Raw genomic sequence first — 18479 nt, 5'->3', positions numbered from 1 at the left:
CGGGCCCGGGCCCGCCTTCCGTGGACTGCGGATGCCGAGATCGCGGCCGTCCGCCGCGGCCCTCGTGGGGACGCCAGTGCCCCGTGACCCGGGTCAGCGGTCACGGGGCACTGCGGTGCTCTTCGCTCTACGCGACGTGCCGGGCGGCGAACCCGACGAACTCCGTCCACGCCTCCGGCGTCAGGCTGACCATGGAGCCAGTCGTGTGCTTCGAGTCGCGCACGTACAGGGTGCCGCTCCCGGCAGCTACCTCAACGCACTGACCTCCATCGCCAGCGCTGTAACTGCTCTTGAACCACGCCAAGTCATCGACGTCGGCCCTGGTCTCGTCCCCGCTCATCTCTCTCCCAGCAACTTTTCGATCAACGCAAGCGAGTCTGTCGGAGTGAGGGCCTGCGCGCGCAGGATCCCGTACGTGCGCTCAAGCCCTCGCACTTTCTGTCGCTCTGTGTGGACACGGCTGTCGCCTTGCACTTCCGTGTAGGCGATCCTCCGCTCATCCCTGGTCTCCATCAAGGTGAACGGGCCAGCCAGTCCCGCGTGTTCCTGACGAGCGAGCGGCATCACCTGAATCACCACGTTGCGCTTCTCCGCGAGGAGCATGAGGTGCTCCAGTTGGCCCCGCCAGGTGGTTTTGCCACCAATCGGACGGAGCAGGACAGCCTCCTCGATCACAAAGCTGAGGTGTGGCCCAGGGCGCCGGGTGAAAATCTCCTGCCGTGCCAGTCGCGCTGCAACACGCTGCTCGATGATCGCCTCGTCCAGAAGCGGCTGCCACATGGCGAAGACCGCCCGCGCGTACTCCTCCGTCTGTAACAGGCCATTGACCAGGTGGGTGTCGTACAGGTGGATTTCAACCGCCTCGCCCTCCAACCTGGCCGCATCCCGAAAGAACGCCGGATACTGAGCCCGAGCCACCTCCTCCTTCCCTGCCTTCAACAACCCACCCGCGTCCAGCAGTTCATCCGCCTTGTCGATGAACCTCGACGGCGGAATCCGCCTACCCTGCTCAAAGCTGGCGATCGTCGAAGCCGAGTACCCCGTCCGGCTCCCCAGCTCCGCCCGGTCCAGCCCCGCCCGCTCCCTGCACAGCTTCAGTTGCCGTCCGAAGACGTGCAGGATGCCCGCACCGGCCTCCTGCTCCTGGCCGTCCACCTGCTGCCGCTGTTCCTCCACGCCCGGCACCTCCCGTACGCACTCACCGCCGAACACCCCGCACACTCATCGCGTACGCAACCAACCCGCCCCGCAGGAGCCCCGTCACGGATCACCCCATGTACAAGCCCCGCCTCAACGACGTACAGCCACCGCCGGTCAGCGCGTCACGCCTGGTCAACGCTACGCACAGTTCGCCACCGTTACCCCATGAAGTCAGCAACTCCCCCGCAAAGGCGTACGCCCCAGCCGACCCACACGTTTGCGATGCAGTTCACCTCAACCCCGCGTGGCGCGCGCCTCGCCCGCCGACTGGTCTCGCACCGCCTGGACGCGTGGGGCCACCCGTACGCCTCACCGGTGAACGAGACGGTCACGCTGATCGCCGCGGAACTCACCGCGAACGCGGTCCAGCACGGACACGTACCGGGCCGCGACTTCCACCTCCGCCTCACCGAGGTGGAGGACGGCACGCTGCGCATCGAGGTCACGGACACCCGCACGGAGAGACGACCGGTCGCCGGAACACCGGCCCCGGACGGCGAGTCGGGCCGGGGCCTGCTCTTGGTGGACGCCCTAGCCGACGACTGGGGCGTCCTGCCCCGCCCCGCCGGCCCCGACAAGACCGTATGGGCGGAGTGCCACGCCCCGTCGGACCCTCCCGCGCTCAGCCCAGGCCCGCGGCGGACAAAAGGGCCTTCCCCCACGCTCCCAGGGGACCCGGCCAGTCAAGGGGCGTGAAGAAAGCCGCGACGAGAAGGAGCGGGGCTGCCACGAGCATGCATCTGACGCATGCGTCACCGGCCTTCTGCTCCGAAGACCTGCTCAGCAGCCCGATGGCCATGAACGCCACGCACACCGCAGCCAGCATGCACACGACGACACCCAGAATCACCGTGAAGGCGGTGAAAGCCGCCAGTCGTGAGGGGGACGTATCGGTCGCGTAGGCGGCCCGGTTGGCCGTTACGGCGATCATCGGAATCCACGGCGGCAGCATGCAGACCACGAACACCGAGCCGATGCGCAGCCGGCGGGGCGGGCCGGGCCAAAGCGGCCTCTCCGCCAGCAGCGCTCTCGCCACAAGGCCACCCTGTACGGGCTTGCTGCCCGGGAGGCCGACCGCCGCTTCCGGAGCCGGCTGCTCGTCCGCCGTGGGGCGGCTCGCCCACTCCCCCTCGACCACCTGCGCGGTGTCCCCGTCGATCTCCTCGCCGAGCTGCCGCAGTTCCTCGCGCACCGCGCCGAGTTCGGCCTCCGCCCGTTCCATGAGCTCGGAGAACTGCTCGGTGTCCTGCCGCTCCTGCGACAGACCGGGGCGAGCGGGGAGAGAAGCGGCCTCCCGTTCCTGTTCGTCGTCCCGTTCGACCTCCCGGCGCCGACGCGCCAACTCCTCCTGCGCCTGGGCCAGCAGTGCCTCGGCCCTGGCGCGTTCCTCCTCGGCCTGCCGCATCGTCGACCGGGCCCGCATGACGCGCAGCTCGGCGTCCTTCAGCTTCTCGGCGAACTCGGCCCGCGCCTCGGCACGCCCTTCGGCTTTGGCCCGTCCGACCTTCTCCTCCAGCTCCCGGCAGCGCGCCGCCCACTCGCCGATCGCGCGGGTCAGCACCTGGACGACGACATCGGCCCGCTGACGTGCCTCATGGGCGGTCCGGCTGCGGTCCTCGGCGATGTGAATGTGGGTCACGTACTGGTCCGCGCCGGCCTGGTACACCTGCCCGTTGTCCGAGGCACGGCCCCACGTCTCCACACGGCCGCGCGCCTCGCCGTCGTCCCGTTCTCTCATCGCCCGGTGATGTGCTGGTCCCGGCCCGCCTGGTAAACGCGGCCGTTGCCCTCCGCCCGCGCCTCCATGCGCACATCGCCGCGGATCTCCTGCCCGCCGGCCGCCCTCTGCCGCCACCCTTCCACGAGGTCCCGCAGCTCGTCGGCGGCCTCCGGATGCTCACCGAGCAGCGCGGCGAACCGCCCGACCCACTGCCCCTCCAACCGCCCGGCGGGATCGGTCCCGTCCCCCTCGCCCGCGTCGAGCGCGGCCGTCCGGGACGCCTCCAGCTCCCGCCCGACCTCCTCGGCGGCCTGCGGACGGAAGCGCCGCCAGACGGTCACCACCCCGTCCCGCGTCTGCTGCCACCCCTCACCGACGAGCAGCCCCACCAGGGTCGTACCGGCGGTACCGGCCAGTGTGAGCAGATAGGGATCCACCGAAGCCCCCCGAGCCTTCCGATTCACCGGGAGGCGTGCGTTCCCCCCGGCCGCAACGATGTTCCCACCGTAGCCCAACGGTCGCTGAGAGTGGCTTCGTTGCCCCCGCCCCGTGGAGACGGCCGATCAGACGCTGCCCGGGACGGCCGGGGTGGACGGCAGGGGGACAGCGCCGGTCGCTCCGCTTCGTCCTGCGCCGACGCGACCAGGAGTCAAGGCCCGCGCAGGCATGCGGTGCGGCGGTCGTCGCCGCGCCACGGGCCCACATGACCACTACTCGCCGGCTGACACCGCCGGCGCTGCCGGCGCTCAGCCGGATCGCCGCCGGGCCGTCTCCACGGCCCGGCGAAACAGCGCCTCGGCGGCCGTGACCGCCCGGACGAGATCGTCCGGGCGCCGCGTCAGGCCTTCTGTCAGCGCGTCCACGTCGGTCAGCCCCGCCCGCTCGACCAGCCCCTTCTCATTCGTCACCCACTCCCCGCGCGCCGCCGTCACCGCGTGCGCGGTCTGGGTCGCGGCGACGGCGATGGCCCCGGCGACCTGGGTGACGGCCCCCTTGGGGGCGTGGCCGGCCTTGGCGTAGGCGAGGGTGGCGGTGGCCGTGCCGTACCAGCGGGGCGGGGCGGTCTCGCGCAGAGCCGGTGGGTAGACGGCGGGGTGGGGCAGTTCACCGCGCAGCACCTTGTTGATCGCGAGTTCCGCGACGAGCAGATATGTCGGGATGCCCGCGAGGTGGAACATCAGCGGCTCGACGCGGAAGCGGCCCTGCTCCGCCTCGGCCAGTTCGTGTTCGACGACGTCGAGGTCGCGGTAGTGGACGTCGACCCGGCGCCCGTCGATGGTCAGCCAGGCACCGCCGTTGAACACGCCGCCGCCCCAGCCTCCGATGTCGGACACCTCGCCCTCCCAGCCGACCGCGCGCAGGTCGTCGGGGTCGAAGGCGCCCTCGCCCCGGTAGTGGACCGCCAGGTCCCAGTCGCTGTCGGGCCGTTCGGTGCCCTGCGCACGTGAGCCGCCGAGGGTGACGGCACGGACGCCGGGGAGGGCGGCGAGCCGGTCGGCGGTCGTGTCGAGGAAGGCCTGGTCCGGGAGGGAGGGCACGGCTGCGGCTCCTGGCAGGGGGGCGGAGGAGGTAGGCGGCGGTCGGGTGGAAAGGCTACGGAGGTCGGCCCGGCGGGGGCGAGCGAAATAGGGGTGCGGTGACGCCTCTGGGACCGCATGCTCGGGTGGTCGTCCTTCGCCTTCCTTGGAAGATCGGAGCCCGTGTGATCCGGCGCGTCACCGTCCCCAGTCTGTTCCCGCCCCCCACGTACTCCCACGTCTCCGTCGTCGAGGCGGGCACCGGGCTGGCGTTCCTCGCCGGGTCGGTTCCGCTCGACGCCGACGGGAGGCTCGTCGGGGAGGGGGACCCGGTGCGGCAGGCCGGGCAGGTGCTGGTCAACCTCGAGGAGCAGTTGCGTGCAGTGGGAAGCGATCTGACGCAGGTCGTGTCGACGGACGTGTACGTCGTGAGCGGTGAGCCCGCCGTGCTCTCCGCCGTGTGGGACGTCGTCGAAGCGTCCGGGCTGAGTACCGGGCCGCACTCGTCGACCCTGCTCGGTGTGGCCTGCCTCGGTTACCCCGGGCAGCTCGTCGAGATCACCGCGACGGCCGTCGTACCGGACGCGGCGGCGAATTCATGATCATCGACGACCGGACGGTGAATCTGCGCCGGGCCCTCCCCGCCGACGCCGCCCCCGCGGCCGACGTCTGGTTGCGGTCGTTCGCCGCGGCCCTGCCGGGCGTGGTCCGGCCCCGCTCCGACGACGAGGTGCACGGCTACTTCCGTCAGGTCCTCGTGCCGCTGCGCGAGACATGGGTGGCGGAGGCGGAGGGCGGGGGCGTCGTCGGTGTGATGGTGCTGGAGGACGAGGAGCTGGCGCAGCTGTACCTCGCCCCCGAGTGGCGCGGGCGCGGGCTGGGCGACCGGTTCGTCGCACTGGCCAAGGAGCGCAGGCCCGGGGGCCTTTCGCTGTGGACCTTCCAGGTCAACGGGCCCGCGCACCGCTTCTACGAGCGGCACGGTTTCGAGGCCGTCGAGTGGACCGACGGGAGCCGGAACGAGGCGCGGGAGCCGGACATGCGGTTCGTGTGGCGGCCGTAGAGCGGACGTAGGGCGGACGTGGGGCTGCCGCCTGTGGGACACCCGCCGCGCGCGTACGCGTCAGGCCTCGGCGCGCGCGTACCTGTCCGTCGCCGCCACCAGGATGTCGTCCCCGACGGCTCCGGCGTCGTGGCCGGCCTCGTCGACGACCGTCAGCTCGGCGTCCGGCCAGGCGTGCTGGAGCCGCCAGACGATGCCGAGCAGATTGCCGAGGTCGAGGCTGCCCTGGACCAGGGTGCCGGGGATGCCCTTCAGCAGATGCGCGTCGCGGAGGACCACGCCCTCGTCGTTGCCCTCTCCGAGGAAGTGGTCGTTGCCCCAGTAGTGGGTGACGGTGCGGGCGAAGCCCCTGCGGAACACCGGGTCCTGGAAGCGCGCGACCGAGCCCGGCGGCGCGGGGATGATCGCCGTCTCCCAGTCGGTCCAAGCCCGCGCGGCCCGTTCCCGGACCTCCGGATCGGGGGACTCGAGCAGCCTGTTGCAGGCGGCGGCGAGGTTGCCGTCGCGTTCGTCGGCGGGAAGTTCGCCGAGGAAGCGTTCGAAGGCCTCCGGGAAGATCTTCCCCAGCCCACGGGTCAGGAGGGCCACCTCGGGGTTGGAGCCCGTGGCCACCCCGGTCAGCACCAGCTCGGTCACCACCCCGGGGTGCGTCTGCGCGTACCGCAGTCCCAGCACCGACCCCCAGGACACCCCCCACACCAGCCACCGCTCGATGCCCAGGTGGGCGCGCAGCCGCTCCAGGTCGGCCATGAGGTGGGCGGTCGTGTTCACGCTCATGTCGGTGGCGTGGTCGGCCGCGCTCGGTGTCGACCGTCCGGCGCCGCGCTGGTCGAGGAGCACTGTGCGGTACGCGGCGGGGTCGAAGAAGCGGCGGAGGCCGGGGCTCGCGCGGCTGCCCGGGCCGCCGTGCAGCACCAGCGCGGGCTTGCCGTGCGGGTTCCCGCAGGTCTCCCAGTACACGTGGTTGCCGTCGCCGACGTCGAGCATGCCGTGGTCGTACGGTTCGATGTGCGGGTAGAGGCCCATCGGGACACCGTAGTGCTCGTGTCGCGAGGGCTCCTCTCATTTCCGGGTGGGTGCTCCCGCCGCTTCGGCCGCCGTGCGCAGCACCTCCCGCAGCATGGCGGGGGTGAGCTTGCCGGTGAAGGTGTTGCGCTGGCTGACGTGGAAGCAGCCGAAGAGGTGCAGGTCGTCGCCTTCCGGAGCGGGAAGCGTGACACGGGTGCCGTGGGCGAAGGCCGGGCGGGGGCGGGGTACGGTCCAGCCCGCCTCGGCGAACGCGGGCAGGGCGGCCTGCCATCCGAAGGCGCCGAGGACGAGCGCGGCCCGCACCGTCGGCCGCAGGAGCCGCAGCTCCTGGAGCAGCCAGGGCCGGCAGGTGTCCCGTTCCGCGGGGGTCGGTCTGTTGGCGGGCGGGGCGCAGTGCACGGGCGAGGTGACGCGTACGCCGTACAGTTCCAGGCCGTCCTCCGCATGTGCGGAGGTGGGCTGCGAGGCGAGCCCGACGTCGTACAGCGCCTCGTACAGCACGTCTCCGGAACGGTCTCCGGTGAACATCCGCCCGGTGCGGTTGCCGCCGTGCGCTGCGGGCGCCAGTCCGACGATCAGCAGCCGGGCGTCCGGCGGCCCGAATCCCGGCACCGGCCGTCCCCAGTACGTCCAGTCGGCGAACGCGGCGCGTTTGGTACGGGCGACCTCCTCCCGCCAGTCCACCAGCCGTGGACAGGCACGACAGCCGGCGATACGCCGGTCGAGAGCGGGGAGGCTCGGCACGTCGTGGACGCCGGAGGGGGCGGAGGAATCGGGGAGGCCGCTGGGGTCCATGGTTCCACGGTAGGGCGGGCCGTCCCGGAGCGTTAAAGTCGGGAGCATGGCTACTGAGGGTGCCGAGTACGGCAGGACACGGGGTGGCGAAGACACCGCGGAGGGGGCGGGCCCCGTGCGGGAAACCGCTCCCGCGCCGGAGTCCGCGGGCACTGTCCCGGACCCGGGAACCGCCGCCGCCGTGGCCGCTGCCGAGGCCGCCGGACCGCAGAGCGGCGAGAGGATCCGGACCGACAGCTGGATCTGGGCCGTACGCCTGGTCAAGACCCGTTCCCTCGGCGGCGCCGCCTGCCGGGGCGGTCATGTGCGGGTGAACGGTGAGCGGGTGAAGCCCGCGCACGCGCTGCGCGTCGGCGACGAGGTGCGTCTGCGGCACGAGGGACGGGAACGGGTCGTCGTCGTCAAGCGTCTGATCCGCAAGCGGGTGGGCGCCCCGGTCGCGGTCCAGTGCTACATCGACAATTCCCCGCCGCCCCCGCCCCGCGACGCCGTCGCCCCGGCCGGTATCCGGGACCGCGGCGCGGGCCGTCCGACCAAGCGCGACCGCCGCGAGCTGGAACGCCTCCGCGGCCTGGGCGGCCCAGGGGGCCTGAGCGGCCCTGACCTCCCCGGCGCCCTCGAAGGATCCGACGCACCGGCCGGGCCCGGCGGCCGTGGCCGGCGACCGGCCTCGAAGAAACGGCAGCGGCCCTGAACGACCGGCTACGCCCGGTGCCGGGACGGTCCCTGGGCCGGGCCGAACCCGGTGGTGCCCCGGACACCACTCCGAGGCACCACCCCGGCGGGCGCTCCGGCCCTGCCGGGACCGAGCCGTGGCACCGGGCCGAGCCGCACCGCTCTCCTCACCCCTGACGGCGCACCAGCCGCAGCAGCTCCGCGTTGTGCTCCCGTCGCACCCGGGCGATGAGCACGAGCGGCACCAGCAGAATGACCGGGGTCACCGCGTACTGGCCGTCGAGGACGACGATCTGCACCACGAACGCCCCCGCCATCAGCGCGCTCAGCCCGATCGCGGCCGCCGACTGCAGCACCGGGACCAGCAGGCCGATCGCACCCGCGAGTTCCAGCGCGCCGATGGCGTACATCCCCGCGCTGCCCCAGCCCATGTCGTCGAAGGACTCGACGGCCGACGCGTGCGCGATGAGCTTGGGCAGGGCACTCGCGAGGGCGAAGAAGAGCGCGAGCACCACCTGCACGGTGCGCAGTGCGATGCCGGCCCACCGCCCGCGGGCGGACACGGGTGCGGGCACGGAAGCGGCGGATACGACAGGGGCGGTGTGCTCGGGCATGGTGTCTCCTGCGGGAAGCGGTCGGTGTCGCTGTCGTAGAGGTAGACCACCCCTCGCCCGCGAACTCATCGCCGCCCGGGCGGAACTCCCGGTTTTCCGCTCAGCCCCCGGTCGCCACCGCCCTCACCCACATCCCGTCCTCCGTCAGGTACCGGTCCACCCGCAGGCCCTCCTCCCCCAGCGCCTCCTCGAACTGCTCCTTCGTCAGCGGCCGCGACCGGAACGTCTGTGTCCATACCGCGTCCGGGAACACGTACTCCGCGTGCACCGCGTCGACCCCGTCGCCGACCGGCTCGACCGACACGATCCGCACGGTGAAGCCCGCCGGGTCCACCCGCTCGCGCGGCACGTTCGTGTGGTAGTCCTCGCCCTCCCGCTGGATCAGTACGCACCCTCCCTCCGCCAGATGCCGCACGCAGGCGCGCAGCAGTCCCCGCCGCACCTCCGCGTCGCCCGCGTGCACCAGGAACGACGCGAGCAGCACCACGTCGAACGTCTCGTCCAGCCGCAGCCTCTCGACGGGACCGCATATGGTTCGCGCCCCGCGGACGCGCTCCAGCATCTCGGCGGACTCGTCCACGGCCGTGACCCCGAATCCGCGCTCCAGCAGCGCGTGGGTCATCCTGCCCACGCCGCTGCCCAGCTCCAGGACGCTCGCGCCCTTCGGCACCGCGGCGGCGATGATGTCCGGCTCGTCCCCGACGGGCAGCCGCGAGTACAGCTCCACCGCGCAGCCGTCCGGGGTGATCGCCCCGGGCCCCGTCCCCTCGTGTCCCTCACGCATTTTCAGCTTCATGCCCGTCCAACGGACCGGATCCGCAAGCCCGTTCCCATGCTTCCCTGGTTTCACCCGACCGAGTGACGGCACCCCGCAAGGAGAGGTCGGCGGCCGTTTCCCGCGGCCCGGCGTACGGTGGAGACAGGTGGGGTGATGACGGAATGCGTACGGGCAGTGAGCCGAGGACCGCGCGCAGTGCGCTGCGCATGCGGTTCTGGCTGAGCGTGTGGGGCGAGGTCTGGACGGTCTTCGGGACGGTGGCGTTCGCGGTCTCCGGGTACCCGGGCTGGGCGCTCGTCTGCGGGCTGCTGTGGCTGGTCGTCACCGTCGACCTGATCGTGGTCGTCCGGCACCTGCGTCAGGGCTCGCACTACCAGCCGGGCCGCGACGTGCCACCGTACGAACCGCCCCGGGACGCGATGTGACCGTCGAAGAACGGCCTGTCGCCCTGGGACGGCAGGCACCGTGACCGGGTCCGGGCGGGGTCCTCCCGGAGGCCCGGCCGTCCTCACCCTGCCGCCTCGGGCGTGGTCGAATCAGTCGTCGAACCGTGCGGCCTTCAGGTACTCCGGGTTCGGGTCCAGGGCGGCGGCCAGCCGGAAGTGGCGCCTGGCGGGGTCGGGCCGGCTCTGCCGCTGGTAGGTGCGGGCGAGCGCGAAGTGCGCGAAGGCGTTGTCCGGCTCGCGCTCCAGGACGATGGAGAACTCGAGCTCCGCCGGACGCAGCTGGGCCGCCGCGAAGAAAGCACGCGCGCGCAGCAGCCGCGCGGCCGTGTTCTCCGGATAGGCGTCGATGACCCCGTCGAGCAGCTTCACCGCACCCCGCGGGTCCCGCGAGGCGAGCAGTTGCTCGGCGGCACGGAAGTCGATGACATGCGTCTCCGGCGTACGTCCGGTCGAACCACTGCTCTCGGGCACAGCTGCATCCTTCCCTTGCCGAACCGGTTCAACGCCCCGGCCGGGAACCCCTATTCCCGCGCGGGCCGTCGGTCCGCCCCCGCCCGGCGTACGAGCTCGGCCCCTATGTCCTTCACCCTCCGCGTCAGCTCGTCCAGGGACACGTCGTTGTCGATGACGATGTCCGCGATCTTCCGGCGCTGCTCGCGCGTCGCCTGGGCGGCCATCCGCGCGCGGGCGTCCTCCTCGCTCATGCCGCGCCGGCCGACGAGCCGCTCGAGCTGGGTCTCGGTACTCGCGTCGACCACGATCACGAGGTCGTAGAGGGAGGCGAGGCCGTTCTCCGTGAGGAGGGGCACGTCGTGGACGACGACGGCGTCCTCGGCGGCGGCTTCCTCCAGCTCCCGGGAGCGGGCGCCCACCAGGGGGTGCACGATCGAGTTGAGGAGGGCGAGCTTCTCCTTGTCGGCGAAGACGATCGCGCCGAGCCTCGGCCGGTCCAGGCTGCCGTCCTCGGTGAGGATCTCCTCGCCGAAGGCCTCCACGACCGCCGTGAGACCGGGTGTCCCCGGTGCGACGACCTCGCGTGCGATGCGGTCCGCGTCGATCAGTACGGCGCCGCACTCGACGAGCAGCCGAGACACCTCGCTCTTGCCTGCGCCGATCCCGCCGGTCAGTCCCACCGTCAGCATGTCCGAAAGCTTAGGGCCTGTCGTCGGCGGCGCCCCGGGCGGGACCGGTAGGTGCTGCCGGGACGGCCGGGGATCCCGGCCGTCCCGGCCGTCTCAGACGTCGCCTTCGCGCTCCGCCAGGAACCGCTCGAACTCGAGCCCGATCTCGTCCGCCGACGGGATCTCCACCGGCTCGGCGAGCATGTTGCCCCGGGTTTCGGCACCCGCGGCGGCGTCGTACTGGTGCTCGAGGCCCTGGATGAGGGCCGTGAGTTCCTCGTCGCCCTCCTGCACCTGGCGGTCGATCTCGGTCTGGGTGCGGTGGGCGTCGGTGCGCAGGGAGTGCGCCACGCCGGGCAGGACCAGGCCGGTGGCGGCCGTGATGGTCTCCAGGACGGTCAGTGCCGCGTCCGGGTACGCGGAGCGGGCGATGTAGTGCGGCACATGGGCGGCGACTCCGAGCACGTCGTGTCCGGCCTGCATGAGCCGGTACTCGACGAGGGCCTCGACGCTGCCGGGCACCTGCGCCTCCTCGAAGGGGCTGCTGTGGGCCGGGACGAGGTCGGTGCGGTTGCCGTGCGGGGTGATGCCCACGGGGCGGGTGTGCGGGACGCCCATGGGGATGCCGTGGAAGTTCACCGCCAGGCGGACGCCGAGCCGCTCCACGATCTGCCGCACCGCGGCGGCGAACCTCTCCCACTCCACATCCGGCTCCGGCCCGGACAGCAGCAGGAACGGCGCTCCGGTGGCGTCCTGGACCAGCCGCACCTCGAGCGCGGGCACCTCGTAGTCGGTCCAGCGGTCGCGGGTGAAGGTCAGCAGAGGGCGACGGGCCCGGTAGTCGACGAGCCGGTCGTGGTCGAACCGGGCGACGACCTGATGGGGCAGCGAGTCGAGCAGTCGCTCGGCGATCTGCTCGCCGGTCTCGCCCGCGTCGATGTATCCGTCGAAGTGGTAGAGCATGACAAGCCCGGCCGATTCCTGGGCGAGCGCCATGTCGACGACAGCCAGCCCCTTCGGCTCCCATGCGTACAAACCCTGCGGATCAAGCACAGTGACCGCCCCTCCTCGTGTTTCCTAGTGGACAACGTGGCACGCGGCACCGGCATTCCCGGCGTCCGTCCTCGAACGCCCCTGCTCTCACGGGACTTCACCTGGGGCGCCGTCCTCCCACGGCCGGCTCGGGCACCGTGACCGGCCGGCCGGGCGGCTTCCCGGCCGGCCGGCTCACCGGACCGGGACGTGCCGAGGGCCCGCACCCCGGTGGGGTGCGGGCCCTCGGCCCAAGAGCTCGCGCTCAGTGGTTACCGCTCAGCGTGCCGCGGTTCAGCTCTGGCCGCCGGCCAGCTTCTCGCGCAGCGCGGCCAGCGCCTCGTCCGAAGCCAGGGCGCCGGAGGTGTCGCCGCCCTCGGAGGAGTACGAGCCGCCGCCACCACCGGAGGCAGCCGGAGCCGCACCCGCGGTGTCGACACCCTCGGCAGCGGCCTTCTCGTCCGCCTCGCGGGACTTGATGACCTGCGCCTGGTGCTGCTCGAAGCGGTTCTGCGCCTCGGCGTACTGGGTCTCCCACGCCTCCCGCTGGGTCTCGTAGCCCTCGAGCCAGTCGTTGGTCTCGGGGTCGAAGCCCTCGGGGTAGATGTAGTTGCCCTGATCGTCGTAGGACGCGGCCATGCCGTACAGGGTCGGGTCGAACTCGACCGCCGACGGGTCGGCACCGAAGGCCTCGTTGGCCTGCTTCAGCGAGAGGCTGATGCGGCGGCGCTCGAGGTCGATGTCGATGACCTTGACGAAGATCTCGTCGTTGACCTGGACGACCTGCTCCGGGATCTCCACGTGGCGCTCGGCCAGCTCGGAGATGTGGACCAGACCCTCGATGCCCTCGTCCACGCGGACGAACGCACCGAACGGAACCAGCTTCGTGACCTTGCCGGGCACGACCTGGCCGATCTGGTGGGTGCGGGCGAACTGCTGCCACGGGTCTTCCTGCGTCGCCTTCAGCGACAGGGAGACACGCTCGCGGTCCATGTCCACGTCGAGGACCTCGACGGTGACTTCCTGACCGACCTCGACGACCTCGGAGGGGTGGTCGATGTGCTTCCAGGACAGCTCGGACACGTGCACCAGGCCGTCGACGCCACCCAGGTCCACGAAGGCACCGAAGTTGACGATCGAGGAGACGACGCCGGAACGGACCTGACCCTTCTGGAGGGTGGTGAGGAACGTCTGGCGGACCTCGGACTGGGTCTGCTCCAGCCAGGCACGGCGGGACAGGACCACGTTGTTGCGGTTCTTGTCCAGCTCGATGATCTTCGCCTCGAGCTCCTTGCCCACGTAGGGCTGGAGGTCGCGGACGCGGCGCATCTCGACCAGGGAGGCCGGGAGGAAGCCACGGAGGCCGATGTCGAGGATGAGACCACCCTTGACGACCTCGATGACGGTACCGGTGACGATGCCGTCCTCTTCCTTGATCTTCTCGATGGTGCCCCAGGCGCGCTCGTACTGGGCGCGCTTCTTCGAGAGGATCAGGCGGCCTTCCTTGTCCTCCTTCTGGAGAACAAGGGCTTCGATCTCGTCACCGACGGCGACGACCTCGTTGGGGTCGACGTCGTGCTTGATCGAGAGCTCGCGGCTCGGGATGACACCTTCGGTCTTGTAACCGATGTCGAGCAGGACCTCGTCCCGGTCGACCTTCACGATGACGCCGTCGACGATGTCGCCGTCGTTGAAGTACTTGATCGTCTCGTCGATCGCGGCGAGGAAGGCTTCCTCGTTACCGATGTCGTTGACCGCAACCTGCGGGGTGGTGGCGGTGGTCTCGGTGCTGCTCGTCATGTGGGAAAGGGCTCCGGTACGGACAGTGAGTCGTAGGTACTGCTACGCCGGAGCCCGTTTCGCTCTGCAGAAGCCGGACAGCCTGGGAAGCGCCGTTCCAGACACCGGAGTGCCCGGTGGCGCCTCGACAACCGAGGGGACATACAACAGATGCGAGCGCAGCCTGCTACGTCTGAGGTGCGCAGGCTCGCAGCGCAACTTGTAGCATACGGGTGCAGCCGGGCAGGGTCAATGCGCGAAGCCCCCCACCCGGGGCGGATCGCCGCATAACCGGCACAATTCCCCCGTCCGGGGGTAGAGCCGCACGTCAGATGCCACCTCGAGGCCACGCGGAACCCGCACCGCAGGACACCGCGCCCCCTGTGGCGACAGCCGGGGCGACTGGACGGAAGAGTACGACGATGGAGCCGATCATCCAAGAGTCCGAAGGTCCCGAACCCGAGGCGACCCGACGGGACGCCGGCATCACCGAGAGCGCCCGCGCCAACCGGGGCTGGTGGGACCGCAACGCCGACGAGTACCAGGTCGAGCACGGCACGTTCCTCGGCGACGACCGCTTCGTGTGGTGCCCCGAGGGACTGGACGAGGTGGAGGCCGAGCTGCTCGGCCCGCCGGAGGACCTGAAGGACCGCGCCGTCCTGGAGCTCGGCGCCGGCGCGGCCCAGTGCTCGCGCTGGCTGGCCGCGCAGGGCGCGCGCCCGGTGGCCCTGGACATCTCGCACCGGCAACTGCAGCACGCGCTGCGCATCGGGGGCGCGTTCCCGCTGGTGTGCGCGGACGCGGGCGTGCTGCCGTTCGCGGACGGTTCCTTCGACCTGGCCTGCTCGGCGTACGGGGCGCTGCCCTTCGTCGCCGACCCGCGGCTCGTGCTGCGCGAGGTGCACCGGGTGCTGCGGCCCGGCGGCCGGTTCGTCTTCTCCGTCACGCATCCCATCCGGTGGGCGTTCCCGGACGAGCCCGGTCCGGAGGGGCTGAGCGTCTCCGGGTCGTACTTCGACCGCACGCCCTACGTGGAGGAGGACGAGCAGGGCCGCGCGGTGTACGTCGAGCACCACAGGACGCTGGGCGACCGGGTCCGCGACGTCGCCGCCTCGGGCTTCCGGCTGGTGGACCTGGTGGAGCCGCAGTGGCCGGAGTGGAACACCTCGGAATGGGGCGGCTGGTCCCCGCTGCGCGGCCGTCTGATCCCGGGAACGGCGATCTTCGTGTGCGTACGGGACTGAGGGCGTGATCCGTCACGACGCTCTGGAGTCCCTCCCCGTACGCGAAGCGCTCCCCCCTCTGACCGACGCCCTCCAGGAGCGCGGCACCGCCGTGCTCGTCGCCCCGCCCGGCACCGGGAAGACGACCCTGGTGCCGCTGGTGCTGGCGGGGCTGATCGGCGACGGTCCCGCGCGGCGGGTCGTGGTCGCCGAGCCCCGGCGGATCGCGGCACGGGCGGCGGCCCGGCGGATGGCCTGGCTGCTGGGCGAGAAGCCCGGCGAGTCGGTCGGCTTCACGGTGCGCGGGGAGCGGGTGACCGGTCGGCACACGCGCGTGGAGGTCGTCACGACCGGTGTGCTCCTTCAGCGGCTGCAGCGCGACCAGGAACTGACCGGTGTGGATGTCGTGGTGCTCGACGAGTGCCACGAGCGGCATCTGGACGCGGACACGGCCGCGGCGTTCCTGTGGGACGTGCGCGAGACGCTGCGTCCGGAGCTGCGTCTGGTGGCCGCGTCGGCGACCACCGACGCGGCGGGCTGGGCACGACTGCTGGGCGACGCGCCCGTCGTCGAGGCGCGCGGCACGGCGCACCCGGTGGAGGTGGTGTGGGCGCCGCCCCCGCGGCCGGTACGGCCGCCGCACGGCATGCGGGTCGACCCGGCGCTGCTGACGCATGTGGCGTCGGTGGTGCGGCGGGCGCTGGCCGAGCGGGACGGGGACGTTCTGGTGTTCCTGCCGGGCGTGGGCGAGATCGCCCGGGTCGCCGCGCAGTTGGGGACGCTTTTGGACGTCGAGGTGCTCCAGGTGCACGGGCGGGCGCCGGCCGCGGTGCAGGACGCGGTGCTGATGCCCGGACGGCGGCGGCGGGTGGTGCTGGCGACCTCGGTGGCGGAGTCGTCGCTGACGGTGCCGGGGGTGCGGGTGGTCGTGGACGCGGGCCTCGCGCGTGAGCCCCGTGTCGACCACGCGCGCGGGCTGAGCGCTCTGACGACGGTACGGGCCTCGCAGGCGGCGGGCCGGCAGCGGGCGGGACGGGCCGGGCGTGAGGCGCCGGGTGCGGTGTACCGGTGCTGGGCGGAGGCGGAGGACGTCCGGCTGCCGCGGTTCCCCTCCCCCGAGATCAAGGTGGCCGACCTGACGGCGTTCGCGCTCCAGGCGGCCTGCTGGGGCGATCCGGACGCCTCCGGGCTCGCCCTGCTCGATCCGCCCCCGGCCGGGGCGATGGCGGCGGCCGGGGCCGTCCTGACCGCGATCGGGGCCGTCGGCGCCGACGGGCGGGCCACGGAGCGGGGCACCCGGCTCGCCCGGCTGGGCCTGCATCCACGGCTCGGGCGTGCCCTGCTGGACGCGGCGGCGGTCGTGGGCCCCGCGCTCGCCGCCGAGGTGGTCGCGCTGATCGGCGAGGAGGCGCCGCGGAGCTACGGGGACGATCTCGCCGGTGCGTTGCGCACCGCGCGGCGCGGGGACGACGCCTACGCGCAGCGGTGGCGCACCGAGGTGCGCCGGCTGCGCGCGCTCGCTCAGGACGTCTCCGCACAGGGCTCCTCGCGGACGGGCGGCGGCCTGCCGCGCGTGGACGGGACGGACGCGCGGGTGGGGCTGGTGGCCGCGCTCGCGTTCCCCGAGCGGATCGCCCGCGCGGACGGCGGTTCGTATCTGATGGTGTCCGGAACGCGGGCCGAGGCCGGGGCGGGCACCGGGCTGCGCGGCGCGCCCTGGATCGCGGTCGCCGCGGCCGACCGGCCCGTGGGACGGGGGCACGCGCGCGTGCAGCTCGGCGCGGTCGTCGACGAGGCCACCGCGCGGTGGGCGGCCGGCGCCCTGCTGGAGACGCGCGAGGAGGTGCACTGGGCCGACGGGGACGTCGTCGCCCGGCGGGTCGAGCGACTGGGCGCCGTCGAACTGGCCGTGCGGCCCCGTACCGACGCGGAGCCCGCGCTCGTCCGGGCCGCACTGCTGGACGGGCTGCGGCGGGAGGGTTTCGGGCTGCTGCGGTGGCCGGACGGGGCGGCCGTGCTGCGGCAGCGGCTCGCGTTCGTGCACCGGCAGGCCGGCGAACCCTGGCCCGACGTGTCCGACGACGCGTTGCACGCGCGCGTGCGGGAGTGGCTGGAGCCGGAGCTGAGCCGGGCCCGGCGCCGGGCCGACCTGGCCCGGATCGACGCCGGGCAGGCCCTCCGCCGGCTGCTGCCGTGGGCGTCCGGGGAGGCCGCCCGTCTGGATGAACTCGCCCCCGAGCGGATCACCGTGCCCAGCGGGTCCGCGGTCCGGGTCGACTACTCCGACCCCGCGCGGCCGGTGCTCGCGGTGAAACTCCAGGAGATGTTCGGGCTCCAGGAGTCGCCGCGGGTGGCCGGGGTGCCCCTGCTGGTGCATCTGCTGTCCCCGGCCGGCCGGCCCGCCGCCGTCACCGCCGACCTCGCCTCCTTCTGGAAGGACGGCTACAAGGGCGTACGGGCCGAGCTGCGCGGCCGTTATCCCCGGCATCCGTGGCCCGAGGACCCCGCTGCGGCCGAGCCGACCCGGCACACCAACGCGCGGCTCAGGCGGTGACCCGCTCCCGCTCCCCCGCCGGGGCGGGACCTGACCGCCCCGGCGGCGGAGCGGCGGCCACGAGGCTCCAGGCGCGATGCCGGGCCCAGCAGCAGGACGCCGGGGCCCGGGAATCCCCGGGGCGGGTACGAGGTCGTCAGCAGGACGCGGGTGCGTTCGGCCCCTACCGGGTCCACGGTCCCGCGACCCCACGTGGACTGACGGGGCGTCGGATCCTGGCGGGGTCGGCACCTTGGCGACGGGCGGGCGGACGGACCGGCGGACCGGATAAGAACACGTCGCGCACGCGGGAGGCGCCCCTCCGCCGGCAACGGAGGGGCGCCCCAAGTGTCCGCGCGGACGCGTGCGGCTACGCGCCCTCGGTGGGTTCGGGGGAGGCGGTCCCGGCCTCGGCCACAGTGAGTTCGACCGTGAGGGTGGCGCCGCCCGCGGTGGTGATGCGGAGCAGGAAGGTGCCGGTGGTGTCGTCCGCGTACAGCTGGGGCAGCTTCAGCCGGCCGTCCGCGTCCGTCCGAAGGTCGCTCAGGGTGCGTACGGCCTTGTCGTCGGCGTCCTTGAAGTAGGGGCCCTCGTCGTTGACGGTCGGATCGTCGGCCGAGGTGATCAGCGTGGCGGTGGCGGCGACCTTGCCTGCGGCGGTGCCGTCGTGAGTGGCCAGCACCTCGAGGCGGTGGGCGAACTCGCCGCCCGGTGTGCAGGTCAGTGCCTCGTCATCGGTGCGGACGACGGTGTCGGCGACGCGCTCGGTGACGGTGGCCCGGTAGTCGAGGCCGGGCACCACGCGGCCGACGACGGTGGCGCGGACGGTGACGTCGCCGGTCTTCTCACCTGCCCGGAGTACGGGCGCGACGGCGACACCGACACCACCTTCATCGGCGGCGAGAGCGTGGCCACCGTCCTCACCAACGGCTCCGGTGTCGCCGTCGCGCCCGT

Annotated in this window: 20 protein-coding genes and 1 pseudogene; 7 read left to right on the top strand and 14 right to left on the bottom strand. The window is 72.6% G+C overall.

Annotation, left to right across the window (positions count from 1 at the left end; all coding sequences use genetic code 11):
* Nucleotides 1–127 precede the first annotated feature (127 nt).
* Nucleotides 128–340 (bottom strand): DUF397 domain-containing protein, encoded by a 213-nt coding sequence (locus AOK11_RS31445; protein ID WP_055597094.1) that lies wholly within the window; start codon nt 338–340, stop codon nt 128–130.
* Complete coding sequence (locus AOK11_RS31440; protein ID WP_055597096.1) at nt 337–1176, bottom strand: helix-turn-helix domain-containing protein; 840 nt, start codon at nt 1174–1176, stop codon at nt 337–339. The genes AOK11_RS31445 and AOK11_RS31440 overlap by 4 nt, the downstream gene beginning before the upstream one ends.
* Nucleotides 1177–1422: 246 nt before the next feature.
* On the opposite strand from AOK11_RS31440, the gene AOK11_RS40925 reads away from it, so the two are divergent.
* A complete protein-coding gene (locus tag AOK11_RS40925) occupies nt 1423–1896 on the top strand; it encodes an ATP-binding protein (protein ID WP_079035207.1) in 474 nt (157 codons plus the stop codon).
* On the opposite strand, the gene AOK11_RS31435 is transcribed toward AOK11_RS40925, so the two are convergent.
* The 3 genes from AOK11_RS31435 to AOK11_RS31425 form a co-directional block, all read right to left on the bottom strand.
* Nucleotides 1823–2938, bottom strand: coding sequence for a hypothetical protein (locus AOK11_RS31435; protein WP_055597093.1), 1116 nt, complete (start codon nt 2936–2938; stop codon nt 1823–1825). The genes AOK11_RS40925 and AOK11_RS31435 overlap by 74 nt on opposite strands.
* Nucleotides 2935–3357, bottom strand: coding sequence for a hypothetical protein (locus AOK11_RS31430; RefSeq protein ID WP_055597092.1), 423 nt, complete (start codon nt 3355–3357; stop codon nt 2935–2937). The genes AOK11_RS31435 and AOK11_RS31430 overlap by 4 nt, the downstream gene beginning before the upstream one ends.
* Nucleotides 3358–3666: 309 nt before the next feature.
* Entirely contained in the window at nt 3667–4458 is a 792-nt protein-coding gene (locus AOK11_RS31425) for a nucleotidyltransferase domain-containing protein (RefSeq protein ID WP_055597091.1), read from the bottom strand.
* A 164-nt stretch (nt 4459–4622) separates the two neighbouring features.
* Between AOK11_RS31425 and AOK11_RS31420 the strand changes: the two genes are divergently transcribed.
* Together AOK11_RS31420 and AOK11_RS31415 are read left to right on the top strand one after the other, a co-directional pair.
* Nucleotides 4623–5039 (top strand): RidA family protein, encoded by a 417-nt coding sequence (locus AOK11_RS31420; RefSeq protein ID WP_055597090.1) that lies wholly within the window; start codon nt 4623–4625, stop codon nt 5037–5039.
* Nucleotides 5036–5500 (top strand): GNAT family N-acetyltransferase, encoded by a 465-nt coding sequence (locus AOK11_RS31415; protein ID WP_055597089.1) that lies wholly within the window; start codon nt 5036–5038, stop codon nt 5498–5500. The genes AOK11_RS31420 and AOK11_RS31415 overlap by 4 nt, the downstream gene beginning before the upstream one ends.
* 60 nt (nt 5501–5560) lie before the next feature.
* On the opposite strand, the gene pip is transcribed toward AOK11_RS31415, so the two are convergent.
* A complete protein-coding gene (gene pip, locus AOK11_RS31410) occupies nt 5561–6526 on the bottom strand; it encodes a prolyl aminopeptidase (protein ID WP_055597088.1) in 966 nt (321 codons plus the stop codon).
* A 36-nt stretch (nt 6527–6562) separates the two neighbouring features.
* A complete protein-coding gene (locus tag AOK11_RS31405; RefSeq protein ID WP_107098729.1) occupies nt 6563–7324 on the bottom strand; it encodes a uracil-DNA glycosylase in 762 nt (253 codons plus the stop codon).
* Nucleotides 7325–7370: 46 nt separating this feature from the next.
* Here AOK11_RS31405 and AOK11_RS31400 point away from each other — a divergent pair, with 46 nt between their 5' ends.
* Nucleotides 7371–8018 (top strand): RNA-binding S4 domain-containing protein, encoded by a 648-nt coding sequence (locus AOK11_RS31400; RefSeq protein WP_055597087.1) that lies wholly within the window; start codon nt 7371–7373, stop codon nt 8016–8018.
* Between the two features lie 148 nt (nt 8019–8166).
* Here the strand turns inward: AOK11_RS31400 and AOK11_RS31395 are convergent, their stop codons facing one another.
* Both AOK11_RS31395 and AOK11_RS31390 read right to left on the bottom strand, forming a co-directional pair.
* Nucleotides 8167–8613: a DoxX family protein gene (locus AOK11_RS31395; protein WP_055597086.1), complete on the bottom strand. Its 447-nt coding sequence runs from the start codon at nt 8611–8613 to the stop codon at nt 8167–8169.
* Nucleotides 8614–8713: 100 nt separating this feature from the next.
* Nucleotides 8714–9397 (bottom strand): class I SAM-dependent methyltransferase, encoded by a 684-nt coding sequence (locus AOK11_RS31390; protein WP_063793550.1) that lies wholly within the window; start codon nt 9395–9397, stop codon nt 8714–8716.
* Nucleotides 9398–9552: 155 nt separating this feature from the next.
* On the opposite strand from AOK11_RS31390, the gene AOK11_RS31385 reads away from it, so the two are divergent.
* Nucleotides 9553–9816, top strand: coding sequence for a DUF6343 family protein (locus AOK11_RS31385; protein WP_055597084.1), 264 nt, complete (start codon nt 9553–9555; stop codon nt 9814–9816).
* Nucleotides 9817–9927: 111 nt separating this feature from the next.
* Here the strand turns inward: AOK11_RS31385 and AOK11_RS31380 are convergent, their stop codons facing one another.
* The 4 genes from AOK11_RS31380 to rpsA form a co-directional block, all read right to left on the bottom strand.
* Complete coding sequence (locus AOK11_RS31380) at nt 9928–10308, bottom strand: tetratricopeptide repeat protein (RefSeq protein ID WP_055597083.1); 381 nt, start codon at nt 10306–10308, stop codon at nt 9928–9930.
* A gap of 50 nt (nt 10309–10358) precedes the next feature.
* Complete coding sequence (gene coaE / locus AOK11_RS31375; RefSeq protein ID WP_055597082.1) at nt 10359–10979, bottom strand: dephospho-CoA kinase; 621 nt, start codon at nt 10977–10979, stop codon at nt 10359–10361.
* 93 nt (nt 10980–11072) lie between these two features.
* Nucleotides 11073–12011: a PAC2 family protein gene (locus AOK11_RS31370; protein WP_055597081.1), complete on the bottom strand. Its 939-nt coding sequence runs from the start codon at nt 12009–12011 to the stop codon at nt 11073–11075.
* Between the two features lie 273 nt (nt 12012–12284).
* Entirely contained in the window at nt 12285–13790 is a 1506-nt protein-coding gene (gene rpsA, locus AOK11_RS31365; RefSeq protein ID WP_055597080.1) for a 30S ribosomal protein S1, read from the bottom strand.
* A gap of 401 nt (nt 13791–14191) precedes the next feature.
* Between rpsA and AOK11_RS31360 the strand changes: the two genes are divergently transcribed.
* Entirely contained in the window at nt 14192–15013 is an 822-nt protein-coding gene (locus AOK11_RS31360; protein ID WP_055597079.1) for a class I SAM-dependent methyltransferase, read from the top strand.
* 4 nt (nt 15014–15017) lie between these two features.
* The gene (hrpB, locus tag AOK11_RS31355; RefSeq protein WP_055597078.1) at nt 15018–17546 is read left to right on the top strand and encodes an ATP-dependent helicase HrpB; all 2529 of its coding nucleotides are present in this window, start codon (nt 15018–15020) and stop codon (nt 17544–17546) included.
* Nucleotides 17547–17895: 349 nt separating this feature from the next.
* Here the strand turns inward: hrpB and AOK11_RS31350 are convergent.
* A pseudogene (locus tag AOK11_RS31350) lies at nt 17896–18479 on the bottom strand (lytic transglycosylase); the annotation flags it as partial.

The organism is Streptomyces hirsutus (assembly GCF_001418415.1).
In the GTDB taxonomy this organism is placed as follows: domain Bacteria; phylum Actinomycetota; class Actinomycetes; order Streptomycetales; family Streptomycetaceae; genus Streptomyces; species Streptomyces hirsutus.
This window is presented reverse-complemented; position numbering and strand designations above follow the sequence as displayed.